Source organism: Paenibacillus sp. J22P165 (genome assembly GCF_059692015.1).
Genome location: NZ_JCAUAP010000002.1, coordinates 453,365 through 470,276, shown reverse-complemented (window position 1 = coordinate 470,276; position 16,912 = coordinate 453,365). Strand labels below are relative to the sequence as shown.

General features: G+C 44.2%; 23 protein-coding genes. 18 read left to right on the top strand and 5 right to left on the bottom strand.

Features of this window, described 5'->3' with window-relative positions; genetic code table 11:
- Together AC58QM_RS06370 and AC58QM_RS06365 are read right to left on the bottom strand one after the other, a co-directional pair.
- Entirely contained in the window at positions 1-258 is a 258-nt protein-coding gene (locus AC58QM_RS06370) for a hypothetical protein (RefSeq protein ID WP_497282309.1), read from the bottom strand.
- Positions 255-1,145 (bottom strand): DUF1385 domain-containing protein, encoded by an 891-nt coding sequence (locus AC58QM_RS06365; RefSeq protein WP_497282776.1) that lies wholly within the window; start codon positions 1,143-1,145, stop codon positions 255-257. The genes AC58QM_RS06370 and AC58QM_RS06365 overlap by 4 nt, the downstream gene beginning before the upstream one ends.
- A gap of 199 nt (positions 1,146-1,344) precedes the next feature.
- Between AC58QM_RS06365 and AC58QM_RS06360 the strand changes: the two genes are divergently transcribed.
- The 5 genes from AC58QM_RS06360 (at position 1,345) to AC58QM_RS06340 (ending at position 5,449) form a co-directional block, all read left to right on the top strand.
- Positions 1,345-1,836, top strand: coding sequence for a YqhR family membrane protein (locus tag AC58QM_RS06360; RefSeq protein ID WP_497282307.1), 492 nt, complete (start codon positions 1,345-1,347; stop codon positions 1,834-1,836).
- A 79-nt stretch (positions 1,837-1,915) separates the two neighbouring features.
- Positions 1,916-2,347, top strand: a complete 432-nt coding sequence (aroQ, locus tag AC58QM_RS06355; RefSeq protein WP_310223238.1) for a type II 3-dehydroquinate dehydratase — start codon at positions 1,916-1,918, stop codon at positions 2,345-2,347.
- Between the two features lie 60 nt (positions 2,348-2,407).
- Positions 2,408-3,481, top strand: coding sequence for a M24 family metallopeptidase (locus tag AC58QM_RS06350; RefSeq protein ID WP_497282306.1), 1,074 nt, complete (start codon positions 2,408-2,410; stop codon positions 3,479-3,481).
- A gap of 15 nt (positions 3,482-3,496) precedes the next feature.
- Positions 3,497-4,060, top strand: a complete 564-nt coding sequence (efp, locus tag AC58QM_RS06345) for an elongation factor P (RefSeq protein ID WP_171630165.1) — start codon at positions 3,497-3,499, stop codon at positions 4,058-4,060.
- 132 nt (positions 4,061-4,192) lie between these two features.
- A complete protein-coding gene (locus tag AC58QM_RS06340) occupies positions 4,193-5,449 on the top strand; it encodes an aspartate kinase (protein WP_497282305.1) in 1,257 nt (418 codons plus the stop codon).
- Positions 5,450-5,458: 9 nt separating this feature from the next.
- On the opposite strand, the gene AC58QM_RS06335 is transcribed toward AC58QM_RS06340, so the two are convergent.
- The 3 genes from AC58QM_RS06335 to comA form a co-directional block, all read right to left on the bottom strand.
- Positions 5,459-5,923 (bottom strand): DUF441 domain-containing protein, encoded by a 465-nt coding sequence (locus tag AC58QM_RS06335; RefSeq protein ID WP_497282303.1) that lies wholly within the window; start codon positions 5,921-5,923, stop codon positions 5,459-5,461.
- A 77-nt stretch (positions 5,924-6,000) separates the two neighbouring features.
- A complete protein-coding gene (locus AC58QM_RS06330) occupies positions 6,001-6,720 on the bottom strand; it encodes a 2-phosphosulfolactate phosphatase (RefSeq protein WP_497282301.1) in 720 nt (239 codons plus the stop codon).
- 3 nt (positions 6,721-6,723) lie between these two features.
- Positions 6,724-7,527, bottom strand: coding sequence for a phosphosulfolactate synthase (gene comA / locus AC58QM_RS06325; protein WP_497282299.1), 804 nt, complete (start codon positions 7,525-7,527; stop codon positions 6,724-6,726).
- Between the two features lie 134 nt (positions 7,528-7,661).
- Here comA and AC58QM_RS06320 point away from each other — a divergent pair, with 134 nt between their 5' ends.
- The 13 genes from AC58QM_RS06320 to amaP all read left to right on the top strand — a co-directional run bounded on the left by AC58QM_RS06320 (position 7,662) and on the right by amaP (position 16,906).
- On the top strand, positions 7,662-7,925 hold the full coding sequence (locus AC58QM_RS06320) for a YqhV family protein (RefSeq protein WP_497282297.1): 264 nt from the start codon (positions 7,662-7,664) through the stop codon (positions 7,923-7,925).
- 72 nt (positions 7,926-7,997) lie between these two features.
- On the top strand, positions 7,998-8,966 hold the full coding sequence (gene spoIIIAA, locus AC58QM_RS06315; RefSeq protein WP_497282295.1) for a stage III sporulation protein AA: 969 nt from the start codon (positions 7,998-8,000) through the stop codon (positions 8,964-8,966).
- 21 nt (positions 8,967-8,987) lie between these two features.
- Entirely contained in the window at positions 8,988-9,506 is a 519-nt protein-coding gene (gene spoIIIAB / locus AC58QM_RS06310; RefSeq protein ID WP_497282293.1) for a stage III sporulation protein SpoIIIAB, read from the top strand.
- Positions 9,507-9,562: 56 nt separating this feature from the next.
- The gene (spoIIIAC, locus tag AC58QM_RS06305) at positions 9,563-9,766 is read left to right on the top strand and encodes a stage III sporulation protein AC (RefSeq protein ID WP_056614718.1); all 204 of its coding nucleotides are present in this window, start codon (positions 9,563-9,565) and stop codon (positions 9,764-9,766) included.
- A gap of 9 nt (positions 9,767-9,775) precedes the next feature.
- A complete protein-coding gene (spoIIIAD, locus tag AC58QM_RS06300; protein WP_310223261.1) occupies positions 9,776-10,165 on the top strand; it encodes a stage III sporulation protein AD in 390 nt (129 codons plus the stop codon).
- A 25-nt stretch (positions 10,166-10,190) separates the two neighbouring features.
- Positions 10,191-11,390 carry a stage III sporulation protein AE gene (spoIIIAE, locus tag AC58QM_RS06295; RefSeq protein WP_497282291.1) on the top strand — a complete coding sequence of 400 codons (1,200 nt, stop codon included), beginning with the start codon at positions 10,191-10,193 and terminating at the stop codon, positions 11,388-11,390.
- A 13-nt stretch (positions 11,391-11,403) separates the two neighbouring features.
- Positions 11,404-12,147 carry a stage III sporulation protein AF gene (gene spoIIIAF, locus AC58QM_RS06290; protein WP_497282289.1) on the top strand — a complete coding sequence of 248 codons (744 nt, stop codon included), beginning with the start codon at positions 11,404-11,406 and terminating at the stop codon, positions 12,145-12,147.
- A 4-nt stretch (positions 12,148-12,151) separates the two neighbouring features.
- Positions 12,152-12,793: a stage III sporulation protein AG gene (spoIIIAG, locus tag AC58QM_RS06285; RefSeq protein ID WP_497282287.1), complete on the top strand. Its 642-nt coding sequence runs from the start codon at positions 12,152-12,154 to the stop codon at positions 12,791-12,793.
- Between the two features lie 82 nt (positions 12,794-12,875).
- Positions 12,876-13,619 carry a SpoIIIAH-like family protein gene (locus AC58QM_RS06280; protein ID WP_497282285.1) on the top strand — a complete coding sequence of 248 codons (744 nt, stop codon included), beginning with the start codon at positions 12,876-12,878 and terminating at the stop codon, positions 13,617-13,619.
- Positions 13,620-13,776: 157 nt separating this feature from the next.
- The gene (accB, locus tag AC58QM_RS06275; RefSeq protein WP_497282283.1) at positions 13,777-14,274 is read left to right on the top strand and encodes an acetyl-CoA carboxylase biotin carboxyl carrier protein; all 498 of its coding nucleotides are present in this window, start codon (positions 13,777-13,779) and stop codon (positions 14,272-14,274) included.
- A gap of 66 nt (positions 14,275-14,340) precedes the next feature.
- Complete coding sequence (gene accC, locus AC58QM_RS06270) at positions 14,341-15,699, top strand: acetyl-CoA carboxylase biotin carboxylase subunit (protein ID WP_497282281.1); 1,359 nt, start codon at positions 14,341-14,343, stop codon at positions 15,697-15,699.
- A 147-nt stretch (positions 15,700-15,846) separates the two neighbouring features.
- Positions 15,847-16,260 carry an Asp23/Gls24 family envelope stress response protein gene (locus AC58QM_RS06265; RefSeq protein ID WP_310223273.1) on the top strand — a complete coding sequence of 138 codons (414 nt, stop codon included), beginning with the start codon at positions 15,847-15,849 and terminating at the stop codon, positions 16,258-16,260.
- A gap of 85 nt (positions 16,261-16,345) precedes the next feature.
- On the top strand, positions 16,346-16,906 hold the full coding sequence (gene amaP, locus AC58QM_RS06260) for an alkaline shock response membrane anchor protein AmaP (RefSeq protein ID WP_497282280.1): 561 nt from the start codon (positions 16,346-16,348) through the stop codon (positions 16,904-16,906).
- The last annotated feature ends 6 nt before the right edge of the window (positions 16,907-16,912 follow it).

The window sequence follows — 16,912 nt, the reverse complement described above, 5'->3', positions numbered from 1 at the left end:
TTAGTGATATTTTGGAAAATCATCCTTATCGGCATCTTTCGTACCATTGATGACCCTGAATTTCGCGTTTTTTGTTTTGCCTTTATCAGCCCCACGTGGCATGGATGGTTTCTTCCAGCGGGAAGGTGGGAATTTGTACAGTAGAAAAATCGCCCCAAGCACAAGAATAGGAATGAATAATACACGCAGACTAACGATTAAGCCTATGGCAATCAGAATTCCTATGGCAATCTCAATCGGGGAAAACTTTCTTCTCATGCCCGTCCCTCCATAATTCGTTTTTCCGCTTCTAGCATGCGGTTAAATGATGCAATGGACACCTCAACTTGACTGTCTTCAGGCTCTTTGGTTGTAAGCAATTGAAGCCAAAGGCCAGGATAGCCTAAATAGCGAAGAACAGGAACTTCACGTAGTGAATTTGTGAAACGCAATACTTCATAAGAAACACCAATAACCAATGGTAACAAGATCAAACGTTGAACAATGCGTTCAACTAATCCGTCGTAGTGTAGGAACGAGTAAATCACAACACCGATCAAAACGGTGAAAACGATAAAGCTGCTGCCGCATCGGTAATGAAGTGTGTTAAATTTTTGAACATTGCTGACGGTTAATTCCATGCCAGCTTCATAAGCGCTGATGACTTTATGTTCTGCGCCATGATATTGGAACAATCTCCGAATCATAGGTGTAAGTGAGATGAAGTAAATGTATCCCACCAACAAAATAATTTTGATTACACCTTCTATAAGATTATGAAGAATTTGATTGCTAAATACGTTTTGAAACAAAAACTGTTCAATAATAGCCGGAACTAACGTGAAAATAAATTTTCCGAACAGAAAAGATAGGACACCAACGACGGCTACGCCTAAAAACATAGATATGTTAGAGAAGATGCCTGATTTCTCTTCCTTCTTTGTCGCTTCAGAATCACCTTCTTGTTCGGCGAATGACTCAGCCGAGAAATTCAGATGCTGCGCACCTTTGGCACTGGACTCAACGATACCTACAATCCCTCGTATAAAAGGAATTTTCTTAAGTGCTTGAACCCATGGAATCACTTTCTTAGGTACTTCTAGAAAATCAAGAGAACCGTCCTTTTTGCGCACAGCTGTTACATGCACATTTCTTCCTGCGAACATGACGCCCTCGATGACGGCTTGTCCTCCGTATATACTGTTTTGTTCTGCCACAAGATTCACCTTCTCATCTTTCTCGAATTCAGTTACTCACTTTCTTATTGTAACGGATTCAGGTGTTGAATGCTACCGATAGCGACAGAACATACTATGATTGCCAATGATAAGACAAGCCGTATCGGTAGAGAAAGGAAGATCGCAGATGAGCAGTGCGCATACCGTGGAGAAAAAGCAGACAAATCGCTGGGTATTTGTGTTATATATCGGTTTTTTTGCTGGGCTAATTTGGGGTGCTCTCAAAATTGTCGAAAATTATTTTAAGTTTACAACGATAGGTATTGGTTTTCTTGTTGAACCTTTTTTCAAACATGATTTCTTTAACACTTGGATGGGATTGTTTACGGGGTGGTTAGCGTTTGCGCTATTTTCGATAGTCGCGGCCTTCCTATTTATGGTGACTATGTGGAAACTGCGAAGTCCTTTTTGGGGAATAGGCTATGGGGCACTCTGGTGGGCGATTATTTATTTAATCGTAGGTCCTATTACAGGCATGGTGTTTTGGATAACAGAGTTAGATCTAAATACAATCATAAGTGAGGTTTGTTTATTTCTTGTATGGGGGATGTTTATTGGGTATTCCATTGCTATTGAATATACAAGCGCTAGATCTTCAGAGGCTATACCCAAGACATGAAACTTATGGTAAAATATCAAAGGTTAATTAGCTGAAGCTGGCTAATTGTCAATGACGATTGTTGCGGGAGGATTTCCAATTGAAAAGGATTCTAGTTTTGAATGGTCCGAATTTGAATATGCTTGGCATACGTGAACCTGGCGTATATGGAACGGTAACACTTTCCTCAATCATCGAGGGTTTGCATGAGCTTGGAACAGAGCTTTCACTTGAATTGGAGAGTTTCCAATCTAACCATGAAGGCGAGATTATTGATAAAATTCATGAAGCGTACGGTACGAAGGATGGCATACTTATTAATCCGGGTGCCTTCACTCATTACAGCTATGCAATCCGTGATGCTTTATCTACAGTTCAATTGCCAACGGTAGAGGTTCATATTTCGAATATTCATAAACGTGAAGAATTTCGTCATCATTCGGTCATCGCACCCGTTGTGATTGGTCAAATTTGTGGATTTGGCGCTGACAGTTATGCGCTTGGCCTACGAGCTTTACTACCCCATCTGTAAGCATTTGCTTACAAAGATCGTTTTGCTCTAGCAAAACTTTAAGAAGGAATGGTGATTTGGATGCAGGAGAAACGTATTGAACGTCTTCGCGAGGTTATGCAACAGCAGGATTTACCGGCACTACTCATCACGAACGCATATAACCGTACATATGTATCTGGTTTCACAGGCTCATCTGGCTATGTACTTATAACGTTAGACCGTGCCATTTTATTAACAGATTTCCGTTATATGACACAAGCGCCGCAGCAAGCCAAACTGTTTGAAGTGGTTGAACATAAAGCAAAGGCGATCGAGACAGTTACTGAACTCTTGCAGAAGCAAGGTATCACGAAATTAGGTTTCGAACAAAGCGATGTGTCTTACGGTGATTTCTTGAACTATCAACAAGGTCTGCCAGGCATCGAGTTTGTTCCAACGTCCCGTCTTGTTGAATTGATTCGTATGGTGAAGGATGAAGCTGAGCTGCAAGTGATGCAAGAAGCGGCAGATTTGGCCGATCAAACCTTTTCACATATCCTTAACTTTATTAAACCAGGTGTCAAAGAGTTAGACATCGCGCTTGAAATTGAAGTGTTTATTCGCAAAAATGGAGGAACCTCAACTTCTTTCGAGACGATTGTGGCGTCAGGCGAACGTTCTGCATTACCGCATGGTAAAGCAAGTGATCGTATTCTCCAAATAAACGAATTTGTCAAATTGGATTTTGGAGCGTATTATAAAGGTTATTGCTCTGACATCACAAGAACGGTTATGCTAGGGAAGCCGACAGACAAGCACAGAGAAATTTACAATGTTGTCTTAGAAGCACAATTGCACTGCTTGGCTAACCTCAAACCGGGAATTACTGGCAGAGAAGGCGATGCTTTCGCACGTGATGTGATCGTGAAGCACGGCTATGGTGATTATTTCGGTCACGGGACCGGGCATGGGTTGGGGATGGAGGTTCACGAATCTCCTCGCGTGTCGAAAACCGAAGATACGATTTTAACTCCTGGTATGGTTGTTACCGTTGAGCCTGGTATTTATCTCCCTGATTTTGGCGGAGTTCGAATTGAGGATGACGTAGTAATTACTGAGACCGGCATTAAAATACTTACACATTCTACCAAAGATTTTCTTATCATTGACTAGCGGAGGGATTTACAAGTGATATCAGTAAACGATTTTAAAACAGGTCTTACGATTGAAGTTGAGCATGATATTTTTACAGTTCTAGATTTCCAACACGTTAAACCAGGTAAAGGTGCAGCATTCGTGCGCTCCAAGCTGAAAAACCTACGCAACGGCAACACCGTTGAACGTACATTCCGCGCTGGTGAGAACGTTGGACGTGCTCACATTGAGAACCGTGAAATGCAATACTTGTACGCAGCTGGCGACGAGTACACGTTCATGGATACGGAGACTTACGATCAGATTTCCCTTGCCCATGAGCAATTGAAATGGGAATTGAACTTCCTGAAAGAAAACATGAACATCAAAATCATGAGCTATCAAGGTGAAATTCTAGGGATTAACCTTCCGAAGAGCGTTGACTTGAAAGTTGTTGAAACAGATGCAAGCGTCAAAGGAAACACAGCACAAGGTGCTTTGAAAAATGCGAAAGTGGAAACAGGTCTTAATGTGATGGTGCCGCTGTTCATTAACGAAGGCGATGTTCTTTCCGTTGATACAGATGACGGTAAATACCTTTCCCGCGCGAGCAACTAATCATTAATGAACAAAGCCTTTCTGACTCGTATGAGTTCGAAAGGCTTTTTTTCTTTTCTTACCACAGTCCGCCAATTATATGCTATAATATTGAATTGTTATGCACTAGTATGTGTTAGGAGTGGGTCAGCTTTGTCTCTTATAGTGATGAAATTTGGCGGTAGCTCTGTCGGTGATGCGGAGCGAATGAAACGAGTTGCAAAAAGAATCGTAGAGCGTAAACAAGCTGGACACAGCTGTGTTGTTGTCGTATCTGCGATGGGAGATACAACGGATGATTTAATCGACTTGTCCAAGCAAATTTACGATGGAGCCCCTCCGGCTCGTGAAATGGATATGTTGTTGACGACGGGCGAACAAGTTTCCGTAGCGCTTTTATCAATGGCCATACATAATCTCGGTGAACAAGCGGTTTCGTACACCGGATGGCAAAGTGGCATTTATACAGAGCCTGTTCATGGTAAAGCGAGAATTACCGATATTCAACCTCATCGCGTATTGAATGCGATTGAGCAGGGGAATGTCGTCATCGTAGCTGGTTTCCAAGGAATGACCGAAGCTGGTGAAATTACGACACTTGGCCGCGGCGGATCGGATACAACAGCAGTTGCTCTTGCCGCAGCGATTAAAGCAGATCTTTGTGAAATTTATACCGATGTTGATGGCATTTATTCTACGGATCCTCGTATAGTCAAAGTAGCCAGAAAGCTTGCTGAAATTTCCTATGATGAGATGTTGGAGCTTGCCAACCTAGGAGCTGCAGTTCTTCATCCTCGTGCAGTTGAATATGCAAAAAATTACAACGTGACCCTCGTGGTACGTTCAAGCTTTAATTACAATGAAGGCACCAATGTGAAGGAGGAAGCAGTGATGGAGCAAGGAATCGTCGTTCGTGGCATCGCTTATGACAAAAATGTAGCAAGAATTAGTATTCTGGGTGTTCCTGAAAAGCCAGGCCAACTTGCGAAGGTTTTCCTAGCACTTGCTGAAGTGCAAATTGACGTTGACATCATCGTTCAAAGCGGTGTAATTAACGGATCTGCAGACTTCTCTTTCACAACGAACTTAGCGGATCGTGAGAAAGCTCTTGACGTTCTCGAGCAACTTCGCGCTGAAGTTGGTTACCGTGAAGTAACTTCCGAAGTTGATCTTGTCAAAGTATCGATTGTTGGTGCAGGCATGGTAAGTTCACCAGGTGTTGCTGCAACCATGTTCAAAGTCATTTCCGATCTTGGAATTACCATTTCTTTGGTAAGTACATCTGAGATTAAAATGTCATGTGTGATCGATAATTCGAAATTAACAGATGTGATTCGTGCGCTTCACACGGCGTACGGGTTAGATACAGCAGAGCAAGCTTTCGTTGGTGGTCCAGAAGATCGTAGATAACTTTGACATCTACTGGAGCTTGTCCGCTATAAAATAAGCAAGCTTCATTAAAAATGCCGTTATTCCGGCAGCCATTAGTGGACCTACCGGAATGCCGCGCATAAATAAGATGCCAAATATAGAACCAAGGACAAGACCCACAATTAATTGTGGGTCTACTTTTAGTAACTCCAAACCTTTACCGTTCATATAAGTCGCAATCGCGCCTCCAAGCAGGGCGATGATTCCTGGCCAAGTCGTAAAGACGGAGAGAATATCTTTCATTGAGATACGATCACTGGCAAAAGGAACCAACACACCGATTGTCAGGAACAGCAAGCCAAGTTCCAGTCCTTTGCGCTCCATGGTTGGGAAGTAGCGCTGAAGACCAATTAGTTTAACGGCAAGTAAAAGACAAGCCGCGGTTGTGATAATTGGCGAGCGACCTATCAGACCTATGATTATAAGAATCACCAATAGCAAATCACCGTTCATAAACAAAACCCCTCGTCGTCTTCAGTGTCGTCAATTTAGTTTATGAAGGGGGCTTGTATTTAGAACGAATGGGTAGTCTATCGTTGATAGAGCACCATTAGATCATGTTCAAGAACGGGCACACAATCCGTGATATTGACTTTGGCACAAAGTTCGACGTCCGCGAGGAAGCCGGACTTTTTCATTTTTTTACCATTCATGCAGGCGAGCAAGGTTTCCAATAATCGCTCTTTAGCTTCAAGATAACAGCCGCGCATCGCTAAGCCAAAATCATTCGTCATCATCTGATTCTCACCAAGTAAAGATGCGATTTCATCTAAGATGAGACCGGCACAGAGGCCGTCCTCCAAAGAGAATACATCCTGCGTACCCGCGCAGACGATCACGGTGTCCCTTTTCAGGTCGATGGCTGCCTCAGCAGTAGCTTTACCATTGATTAAAGCTCCAGCCAGCACACGATCGGCTTTCGTCGCTTTTTGGATCCCCCTTGTGCCATTTGTGGTCGTCAAAATGATACGCTTGCCCTGTACGGCTTCCCGTGTATATTCCAGCGGCGAATTGCCAAAATCGAACCCTGGAATTTTCTTGCAATAACGTTCTCCGCCAAGTAAATCGCCCTCTCGAGCTAATTCCTTCGCTTTCATTACCGTATCAACAGGGACTACGCCCTTGCAGCCATTCATCAGTGCGGTGATGATTGTGCTTGTCGCACGTAAGACATCGACGACAATGACGGTTTTATGGAGAAACTCGTCACTTCTTGCTTCGCAGATAGATGCGATCACCTCGATATGCATGTGTTAATCCTTTCTGGTACCTAAGAACAACGTGTCAGAACGCAGTCCTCTCCTCAAAGCTTCTAACGCGATGACTTCATCAGGGGATATATTGCCCAAGTGAATATCAGGACCGAGTGAGTTAATCAGGTGAACTTGTTGCGTTTTTAGTGGCGCCTCCCACAAGAGCAGATCCCCTGAAATAGATGTAAGCACACGATGCAGCTCTTCATCTTTACATTTCCCCTGCCCATCAAAAATGCCAACCCCCATACCCGATTCACGCGCTTCAATCGTTACAAGGGAAGCACCTAATTCCGTATCGATGAGAACAGTCTCAATTAATTCAGATAATTCAATGGACGAGCCCCAACCTTTTTTTCCATACTCCGTAATGACTTCCAATCCTTCGTCTAATCCTCGGATAATCAGCTCATTTCGCGTTCTACGATCCATTTGAATGGTACCGTCAGATATTTCAACGCTATTAAAGCCGAGCGCACGTATCATGCCAAAAAAAGAATCTACCGCGTCCTGGCGCACGGCCACTTCCAGAAAAGTACCCCCCGGATAAATAAGGATGTTATTCTCTTTTGCCAGGTTTATTTTGCTTCGCAGCACAGCTTGTGGATAGAGCGGTGATGTACCGAAACCAAGCTTGATCATATCGACATGTGCATGAGAGGTTTGAAGTAAATCCTGATAGGCAAGCATGCCGAGCCCTTTATCCATCACCATCGTTTTCCCCAACGTTCTTGGTTTCAGTTGCCTTCTTCCTGTAGGGTCGGCTAGAACGGGGTTCCATTTTAATTGAGAGGTCACTTCCATCGGTATTTCTCCTCACTGTCCTTCGAAGGATCAATTATGTGTACAGCATATGCATGAGCGCAAATGGAGGTGCCCAGCATGCCTAAAATGAGACGAGCTCGCATAAGGTAGGGAAAAAGGAGGTGTATCCATTCATGAATAAGATCGTACTTACGATGGCTTCCTTACGTATGATGTCGGGGAGTATCGAAATTATTGCAGCTATTCTTATGCTCCGGCTAGCTACGATTGAGAAAGCGCTGCTGGTGAATTCGGCTCTAGCACTAGTAGGTCCTCTAGTACTATTAACTACCACAACAATTGGATTAGTAGGCATAGCTGAAAAACTATCATATGGAAAGATGTTATGGATCATTGCAGGTGTCAGTTGTCTGTTTATTGGGATTATTAAAAAGTAATCGGTCATATTTCTTTCTAGTAAGCATAGAAATAAATATAGAAGACTGGACAACTTGGAGGGCTGTCTCCCCATGCTAGCGAGTATTTCACACTTGTTGCCACAGAACATCCGATTAATGCTTAGCGAACTCCCGCCGAACGTACAAGCTAGCGTAGAAGAAATCAGGGTGAGAGAGTTGCGTCCCCTTGAAATCAGCTGGGCTGACCGTTATGCCTTCGTAAGCGAGCGTGGGCAAATGATCACGCAGGAAGCATTGGCTTACAAACCAACGAGGCAAGATTGCCTAACCTTGCTGGAGATGCTGACGAATCATTCACTCTACACCTTTGAAGAAGAACTGCGAAGAGGATATATCACCGTTTCAGGCGGTCATCGAGTTGGACTGGCTGGGCGAACGATTCTTGACCAAGGTCAGGTGAAGCAAATCCGAGATGTCAGTTCCTTTAACATTCGAATCGCGCGCGAGATTCAAGGTGTCGGTCAGGAGATCTTACCGCAACTGGTTGATCAGAGCATGGGTAACATTCATCACACCCTGATCATCTCACCGCCGCAACAAGGCAAAACCACATTACTTCGTGATTTGGCTAGACTGATAAGCCGGGGTGAATGGGGAGCTAGAAACAGCTCGCTATCTGGTAAAAAAGTAGGAATCGTTGATGAACGCTCCGAGCTCGCTGCTTGTGTCAAAGGAGTGCCGAGATTCGATTTAGGTCCTCGCACAGATGTGTTAGACGGTTGTCCGAAGGCGGAAGGCATGATGATGATGATTCGATCCTTATCACCCGAAGTCCTCATCGTGGATGAGATTGGTCGATCTGAGGATGCTGATGCGATTCATGAAGCCCTACACACGGGGATTCGTGTTCTAGCAACCGCACATGGCGCCAACTATGAGGATGTCCGTAGACGCCCCGTACTTCGCCAATTGATGGAGGAAGGCGTGTTTATGAAATATGTGATCCTCCAGAGAAGAAGAGGTGGTTCAGCTTCCTTTCGGATTCTGGATCAACAAGGTAAGGCAATGGGGGATGGATGACGAAAGCAAAGGACGATGGAGATGCTGAAATTTGTTGGTGGAGTTCTAATCTTTAGTGCAGCTTCCATGTATGGCTTTCTGCAGGCTGCCCATTATGTAAGACGTCCCAAGCAAATTCGCGCTCTTATCGGAGCACTTGGCCGAATGGAAACGGAAATTGCTTACGCGCTTACGCCGCTCCCAGAAGCGTTTGCTTCCTTAAGCAAGCAAGTAGCTGATCCGCTTTCTACCTTATTCCGTTTAATGTCGGAACGGTTATTAAGAAGTGATGGTGAGTCGACCAAAGATTTGTGGCAAAAGACGGTGAAGGAAGTCTGGGCGAGAACCTCCATGCGACAAGCAGAACAAGAAGTTATTCTTCAACTGGGGCCAGTGCTGGGGCTTTCAGATCGTAGTGACCAAATCAAGCACTTGCGACTAGCGATCAGCCAACTTCAATCAGAAGAATCGGACGCCAGAGATGAGCAGCAACGCTACGAGAAAATGTGGAAAAGCCTAGGTGTCCTAATTGGCGCTTTAGTCGTGATTTTAATGTATTAGTAGGGTCATTTATCCGTGCATGACAAGTTCCTTGAAGGCGGAGTGAGGTGCCAGGAATGAATGTAGATGTGAATGCCATTTTCCAAATCGCCGGCATCGGAATCATCATTGCTATGATTCATTCGGTGTTGAAGCAAATGGGAAAAGAGGATATGGCACACTGGGTCACGGTCATTGGCTTCGTGGTCGTGCTTTTTATGGTCGTCAGTATGTTGGATAACTTGTTTAAAGAAATTAAAACTATTTTCCTATTCCAATGAGGTGGTCTGATGGAAATCATCCAAATCGTAGGACTAGGACTCATCGTTACGATATTGACACTTATTATCAAGGAACAGAAACCGATGTTTGCCTTTTTGTTAGCCGCCTTTACTGGCATTGTGATTTTCTTGTTCTTAATAGGCAAAATTTCAGCGGTTATCCAAGTCCTTGAGGATATAGCAGTGAAGTCGAACGTGAACATCGTTTTCCTCAAAACGATACTGAAGATAATAGGCGTTGCTTATATCGCCGAATTCGGCGCACAGATCGTTCGAGATGCGGGTCAAGATTCCATCGCCTCCAAAATTGAGCTATCAGGTAAAGTGCTCATCATGGTCATGGCCATTCCCATCATAACAGTGATCATCGAGACAGTAGTTAAACTGCTCCCTGCTTAGAAGATTCACCTAAGGAGTGACACGCATGCCCCTACTTTATTCGCACCAGAAGCTGAACAACCGGTGGATCTTATTGTTTATTTTATCAATGGGCCTCTGGCTCGGATTGTCAGGTTCGTTAACTGCTGAATCGCCTACGGATATCATTATCCAGGAGCAAGCCAACCGCTTAAATACGGAACCGGTCGAGCAATATTGGGATAAGCTGATGAAGGAGTATGGAGGCTATTTTCCTGAAAATAAGCCGCCAACCTTCATGGAGCTGCTCATGGGGACCAAGGGCATTAGCATGAAAAGTATCTTCAAAGGCCTTCTGAGTTATGTGTTCCATGAAATTATTATCAATGGCAAATTACTAGCTTCCATTGTCGTCTTGACCGTATTCAGCATGATTCTTGAAACACTGCAAAGCTCCTTTGAACGAAATACGGTTAGTAAATTAGGTTACACGATTACCTATATGGTACTGATTATCATTGCCATCAACAGCTTCAGTGTTGCTATCGGATATGCGAAGACAGCAATCTCATCCATGATTCAGTTCATGTTCGCGATAATGCCTTTGCTACTGACTTTATTAGCCTCCATGGGGAATGTAACTTCGGTAGCCATCCTACATCCGCTGATCGTGTTCATGATCCACTCGGTGGGAACAGCCATTTATGTCTTTGTTTTCCCACTCTTGTTTTTCTCAACTGTGCTGCACATTGTAAGTTCACTCAGCGATAAGTTTAAGGTTACACAGTTGGCTAATCTGCTGCGTACCGTCAGTTTAAGCATGCTAGGCGTATTCGTAACCGTCTTCCTTGGCGTCATTTCCATTCAAGGCACGGCAGGAGCTGTAAGAGATGGGGTTGCGATTCGAACGGCTAAATACATTACCGGGAATTTCGTGCCGGTCGTGGGGCGACTTTTCTCAGATGCTTCAGAAACAGTAATCGGAGCTTCTTTATTAGTCAAAAATGCGATAGGACTTGTAGGAGTTGTCATCCTCGTTCTCCTATGCGCCTTTCCAGCTATTAAAATCTTAACTCTCGCCTTCATCTACAACTTATCAGCGGCACTCATGCAGCCCTTAGGTGATAGTCCGATCATAGCTTGTCTACAGACAATTGGTAAAAGCTTAATTTACGTTTTTGCTGCGTTAGCGGCGGTAAGTTTAATGTTTTTTCTTGCCCTGACCATCATGATCACGATTAGCAATGTCTCCGTCATGATGAGATGAAAGGAGCCAGGCGATGGATTGGTTAGCAGGATGGCTGAAAACCGTCATTATGGTCATTATGCTCGCGACGTTTGTTGATCTTCTGCTCCCAAGCAATACGATGCAGCGGTACGTGAAGACGGTTTTGAGTCTTTTTATTCTATTGACGCTGCTCACCCCAGTGCTTCAGCTGTTCCAGAAGGAATGGAACATGGATCAGCTGTTAAGCCAAGCAGAGAAAGCTCAGAATGAGAAAACGATGTTGGCTGGAGGCCTTGGAAATCAGACACAAATGAAGTCACTAGATGCCATTACAAAGGATGCTGCCAAGATTCAAGATGCTGAGCAGAAGAAAACACAGCAAGTGGTTCAGACCCAATTAGCTGTATTGATCAAAGAAGACGTCCAGAAACAAACGGAATGGCCAATCGAGAATGTACAAGTGCAAGTGCAGGTAGACAATAACGGGAAGCCCAGCATTTTGAGTGTGAAGGTGACCCTTGATGATATAGAAGCGAAGAAACAACCGGTAACCGGAAGTAAAAGCATTGCTGCCATGGAGCCTGTTAAGCCCGTAGATCCAATCAAAATCGGATCCGCCGCGACTGGGCAAGATCGCATGGCAAGTACACAGGGCGATACACAGGCAAGCTCAGCAGTAACGCCAAGTGAGCAAGAAAAGGATCGACTCAAGCAAGGAATTTCACGCAATTGGCTAGTTGATCCTGCCAAAATCGAGATCGCAGCAGCACAAAGCAAAGGATGGATGGCGAGGTGAATCGATGGGAACATTGCTGCAATGGATGGAGCACAAATTCGGCGGCGGACCAGGTGGGCCAAAACGTAAAAATACGTTACTTTGGATCATCATGGTAGGGCTTTTAGGAGCTGCGCTAATGATCATCAACGCATTTATACAAGTTAAAGATCTGGATCCCATCAACACAGGCAGGGCGTCTCCACCAGCAGAGAGTAAAGAAACATTTGTGGGGAGCTCATCAAAGGAAAACGCAAGCTTTCATGATTACGAACAAGCTTATGGAGACCAACTGAAAAGCATCCTACAAAAGATTGTGGGTGTCGGTGAGGTGGAAGTACTCGTTACCATTGAATCTACGGAGGAAATGACCGTTGACAAAAATTATAACGATAATCAAACCATGACGACAGAACGCGACAATGGCGGGGCAACACGCAACATATCCCAGGTAACGCGAAGCGGTGAAGTCGTTATTTATCAAGTATCAGGTGACCAGAAGCCGCTTGTGCTCAAATACATTAAACCCAAAATTAGAGGTGTTATCGTTGTTGCAAAAGGGGCAGAAAATCTCACGGTGAAGAAGATGATTATGGAAGCCGTTGAGCGAGGAATGGACGTTCAAGCGGGTAAAATTTCGATTTTACCACGCAAAACAGGGGAATAAGATCAGGAAATCATTCAACTATTCTAAGATTATGCTTACGATGCCAGTTTTTCTGGCGAAAAACTTTGAGGAGGAATAAACAATGAATGCAAAAAGACAAACAATTTGGCTCGTATCTATGCTTAGCTTGATGGTGGTACTCTCCGCGTATTATCTGTTCACTGAAGATGTTAACAAACTAGATCTGGCATCAACGGAGACGGTTTCGAAGTCACAAGAAGTAAAAATTGATATGACGCAAGTGGATCCGGTCACAGGTGCTAAAACAGATGTAAAAGCAACAACTGGCACAACGACACAATCCGACACGAAAGCGACAACGCCGCAAACTTCAACAAAAACAGATACGAAAGCGACAACGACACAAGACAGCTCCAAAACTACGACAAAAGACGCGACTAAAACAACGACTACAACATCCAAAACAGACGATCAAGTGTTAAAGCAAGTGGAAGAGCAAGCCAAAACAACATCGGCTAATGACTATTTCACGAATGAACAAGTAAAACAAAATAACTACTTCAGCAAAGTTTCGACAGATTTAATGACCATCATTTTGGATTCCAAGAAAACGCCTGAAGCCGTAGCAAAAGCAACGAACGATTTGTCAGCTCTAACAGATCTGCAAGAGAAAATCGAAAATCTGCAAGACCTGCTTATTCAAGACTTCCCACAAGCGGTTATTAATCAAGATGGAAGCAAATGGAAAGTAACGGTTCAAGCTGATAAATTGGAGAAAAGTCAAGGTGTTTCCATCGTGGATATGGTTGTGAAAGAACTAGGAGCAACGCCAGAAAACATCAAGATCCAATACGTTCGTCCGTAGGGATTCTAGTGAAGTTTTCGCTTCTCAAATTGCCACTGGAAAGGGTCCGGATAAACTGGACTCTTTCCATTTCGTGCGTTTATGGGTATAATACATACGTTGCGGCTATGAAAACGCATTTTTAAAGGATTCACCAACGTCTAAAGGAGTGACTTGAATGTTTAAATTGAGTGAAATCAAAGAGTTAATTAAACTCGTCGATCAATCCTCTTTACAAGAACTTGAAATTGAAAATGAAGGTGCACGCCTTTCTATTCGTAAGCCGAATAAAGCGGAGCCTCTGTATGTATCCGCCCCAGTTCAACACACATATGCACCGATTGGTCAACCTAACTATGCTAACCCGGCACCGGCAGCTGCTGCTCTTGAAGCACCAGTTCATGCGAACGGACAAGCCAAACAAGAAGATTCATCTTTACATAAGATCGTATCTCCGATGGTAGGGACTTTCTATCAATCCGCTTCACCAGGATCCGCGCCATTCGTAAGTGTCGGCTCCAAAGTAACGGATAAAAGTGTTGTATGTATCGTGGAAGCTATGAAATTAATGAACGAAATAGAAGCTGAAGTGAAAGGCGAGATCGTTGAAATTCTCGTTGAGAACGGACAGCTAGTTGAGTATGGACAACCTTTATTTTTGGTTAGACCGGAGTAGTTGCGTTTGCAAGCTTATGCTGACAGCGCAAGCTTTTCGCACGAAGAGCTCTTAGGAGGGCAAATCATGAAATTTCATAAAATTCTTATAGCGAACCGTGGAGAAATCGCAGTTCGTATTATCCGAGCATGCCGTGAACTTGGCATCTATACGGTAGCTGTATACTCAGAAGCAGATCGCGATGCCCTGCATGTTCGATTGGCGGATGAAGCTTATTGTATTGGGCCTACCGCATCCAAAGACAGCTATTTGAACTTCACTAACTTGATGAGCGTAGCAACGTTGACGGAATGTGATGCCATTCATCCAGGATATGGCTTCCTAGCTGAAAATGCGGACTTCGCAGAAATTTGTGAAAGCTGCAATATCACGTTTATTGGTCCATCACCAGATGCGATTTCTCGCATGGGGGATAAAGCGGTTGCCAAGCAAACGATGAAGGAAGCGAGAGTTCCGATTATACCGGGTTCCGATGGCTTAGTTGAGGATATTGAGGATGCTGTTGTCATCGCACGCGATATCGGTTATCCCATTATTATTAAAGCAACAGCTGGCGGCGGCGGTAAAGGTATCCGTATTGCGGAGAACGAAGAAACGCTTGTACAGCAAATTACAGCCGCTCAACAAGAAGCACAGAACGCATTCGGAAATGCAGGTATCTACTTGGAGAAGTATTTAACTGGCATGAAGCATGTTGAAATTCAAATTCTAGCTGATAAACACGGCAATGTCGTCCACTTAGGCGAACGTGATTGCTCCGTACAACGTCGTAGACAAAAGCTTGTTGAAGAAGCGCCTTGTCCGATTCTAACGGAGGAAACACGTAAAGCGATGGGGCAAGCAGCGGTACGTGCGGCGAAAGCTGTGAATTATTCCGGAGCGGGAACGCTGGAATTCTTGTTGAGTCCAGATGGTAATTTCTACTTCATGGAAATGAACACGCGGATTCAAGTTGAACACCCAGTAACCGAGATGATTACGGGAATCGATATTATCCAAGAAATGATTCGTGTGGCTGAAGGCAATCCGTTGTCATTCGCACAAGAAGACGTTCGCATTAATGGCTGGGCAATCGAATGCCGTGTCAATGCAGAAGATCCGAATCGGAACTTCATGCCATCTCCTGGCCAAGTGAAATTTTATTTGCCGCCTGGTGGATTCGGTGTCCGCGTGGATAGCGCGGTGTACCCGGGGTATACGATTCCGCCGCATTATGATTCCATGATCGCGAAGTTGATCGTTTGGGGAAGCACACGTGAAGAAGCCATTAACCGTATGAAAAGAGCGCTCAATGAGTTCGCGGTTGATGGTGTGAATACGACGATTCCATTCCATTTGAAATTGCTTGAGCATAAGAAATTTATCAGTGGCGATCACGATATCAAGTTCTTAGAAGAGCACGATGTGAACGATCCAGAATCGTAAGACAATCATTTGTCATATTTTTACCAAAATGTTATACTAATAAATTAAGATGGCTTATCCCATTTATTTCAAAGCCAGCATGAGCTGGCCCAAACTTTTTAGCTTATATAAGTAAATTTGCTCCACAAATTTTTAGGAGGTGCCACAATGAGCACAATCGCTCCGGATTACGTCAAGACAGACATGGGCAGCATCCAGATTGCCCCCGAGGTTATCGAAATCATTGCCGGATTGGCAACGGTGGAAGTGCAAGGTGTAGCGGGGATGAGTGGCGGATTAGCTGGCGGCATTGCTGAATTACTTGGGCGCAAGAATTTGTCCAAAGGCGTAAAGGTAGAGGTCGGACAACGTGAAGCTGCCATTGACGTCTCCATCATTATCGAGTATGGAAATCGTATTCCTGAAGTTGCGAGTGATATTCAGAATAATGTGAAAATGGCCATTGAATCAATGACGGGTCTTAATGTTGTTGAGGTTAACGTTCATATTCATGATGTGCATTTTAAGCAGGCGGATAAACCGGTTGACGAAGAACCAGCGGCTACCCATCGTGTAAAATAGGCGGTAAAGCTGAGCCATATGGATCAATTGAAACCCCCTACAGGTTGCAGGGGGTTTCCTCTAACTTAGGAAGGGGACAAGCGTAGTGGGTAAAATTGTGGACAGGCTCTTACTACTTTTCTATAGCCTGATTATTTTCGTCGCATCGATCTTTGTATTGTTCACAGCATCTAGCTGGATCCCACTTGATCAAGCAAGCAGTACGCTTAGCCATTTTTATTACGAGAAGAGCTATGCTTATCCGGGCATTATCATTAGTTTGATTATGCTGCTGATTTCTGTTCGTTTCCTAATCGTAACGCTTCGCCGCGGACGCTCACAGGCGCCATCAATTGATCAACGCACTGATTTCGGTGATATTCGTATTTCCATCGAGACGGTTGAAAACCTTTCATTGAAAGCAGCAGGTCGTACGAAAGGTGCGAAGGATCTGCGTGCACGTGTGAGAGTGAATCAATCCGGGTTAGAAATTACGATTAGAACTATTGTAGATGGAGAAAGCTCGATTCCGGAACTGACTGAAGACATGCAAGGTACAGTGAAAAGTTACATAGAAGATATTACCGGTATTCCTGTAGCTTCCGTAACCGTATTTGTAGCGAACATCGTGCAATCTGCCCCAACGTTTAAAAGCCGGGTCGAATAGAGGTGA

Coding starts and splice junctions, on each gene's coding strand:
- AC58QM_RS06370 (WP_497282309.1), bottom strand. CDS start 258: ATGAGAAGAAAGTTTTCCCCGATTGAGATTGCCATAGGAATTCTGATT.
- AC58QM_RS06365 (WP_497282776.1), bottom strand. CDS start 1,145: ATGTTCGCAGGAAGAAATGTGCATGTAACAGCTGTGCGCAAAAAGGAC.
- AC58QM_RS06360 (WP_497282307.1), top strand. CDS start 1,345: ATGAGCAGTGCGCATACCGTGGAGAAAAAGCAGACAAATCGCTGGGTA.
- AC58QM_RS06350 (WP_497282306.1), top strand. CDS start 2,408: ATGCAGGAGAAACGTATTGAACGTCTTCGCGAGGTTATGCAACAGCAG.
- AC58QM_RS06335 (WP_497282303.1), bottom strand. CDS start 5,923: ATGAACGGTGATTTGCTATTGGTGATTCTTATAATCATAGGTCTGATA.
- AC58QM_RS06330 (WP_497282301.1), bottom strand. CDS start 6,720: ATGCATATCGAGGTGATCGCATCTATCTGCGAAGCAAGAAGTGACGAG.
- comA (WP_497282299.1), bottom strand. CDS start 7,527: ATGGAAGTGACCTCTCAATTAAAATGGAACCCCGTTCTAGCCGACCCT.
- AC58QM_RS06320 (WP_497282297.1), top strand. CDS start 7,662: ATGAATAAGATCGTACTTACGATGGCTTCCTTACGTATGATGTCGGGG.
- spoIIIAA (WP_497282295.1), top strand. CDS start 7,998: ATGCTAGCGAGTATTTCACACTTGTTGCCACAGAACATCCGATTAATG.
- spoIIIAB (WP_497282293.1), top strand. CDS start 8,988: ATGCTGAAATTTGTTGGTGGAGTTCTAATCTTTAGTGCAGCTTCCATG.
- spoIIIAC (WP_056614718.1), top strand. CDS start 9,563: ATGAATGTAGATGTGAATGCCATTTTCCAAATCGCCGGCATCGGAATC.
- spoIIIAD (WP_310223261.1), top strand. CDS start 9,776: ATGGAAATCATCCAAATCGTAGGACTAGGACTCATCGTTACGATATTG.
- spoIIIAE (WP_497282291.1), top strand. CDS start 10,191: ATGCCCCTACTTTATTCGCACCAGAAGCTGAACAACCGGTGGATCTTA.
- spoIIIAF (WP_497282289.1), top strand. CDS start 11,404: ATGGATTGGTTAGCAGGATGGCTGAAAACCGTCATTATGGTCATTATG.
- spoIIIAG (WP_497282287.1), top strand. CDS start 12,152: ATGGGAACATTGCTGCAATGGATGGAGCACAAATTCGGCGGCGGACCA.
- AC58QM_RS06280 (WP_497282285.1), top strand. CDS start 12,876: ATGAATGCAAAAAGACAAACAATTTGGCTCGTATCTATGCTTAGCTTG.
- accB (WP_497282283.1), top strand. CDS start 13,777: ATGTTTAAATTGAGTGAAATCAAAGAGTTAATTAAACTCGTCGATCAA.
- accC (WP_497282281.1), top strand. CDS start 14,341: ATGAAATTTCATAAAATTCTTATAGCGAACCGTGGAGAAATCGCAGTT.
- AC58QM_RS06265 (WP_310223273.1), top strand. CDS start 15,847: ATGAGCACAATCGCTCCGGATTACGTCAAGACAGACATGGGCAGCATC.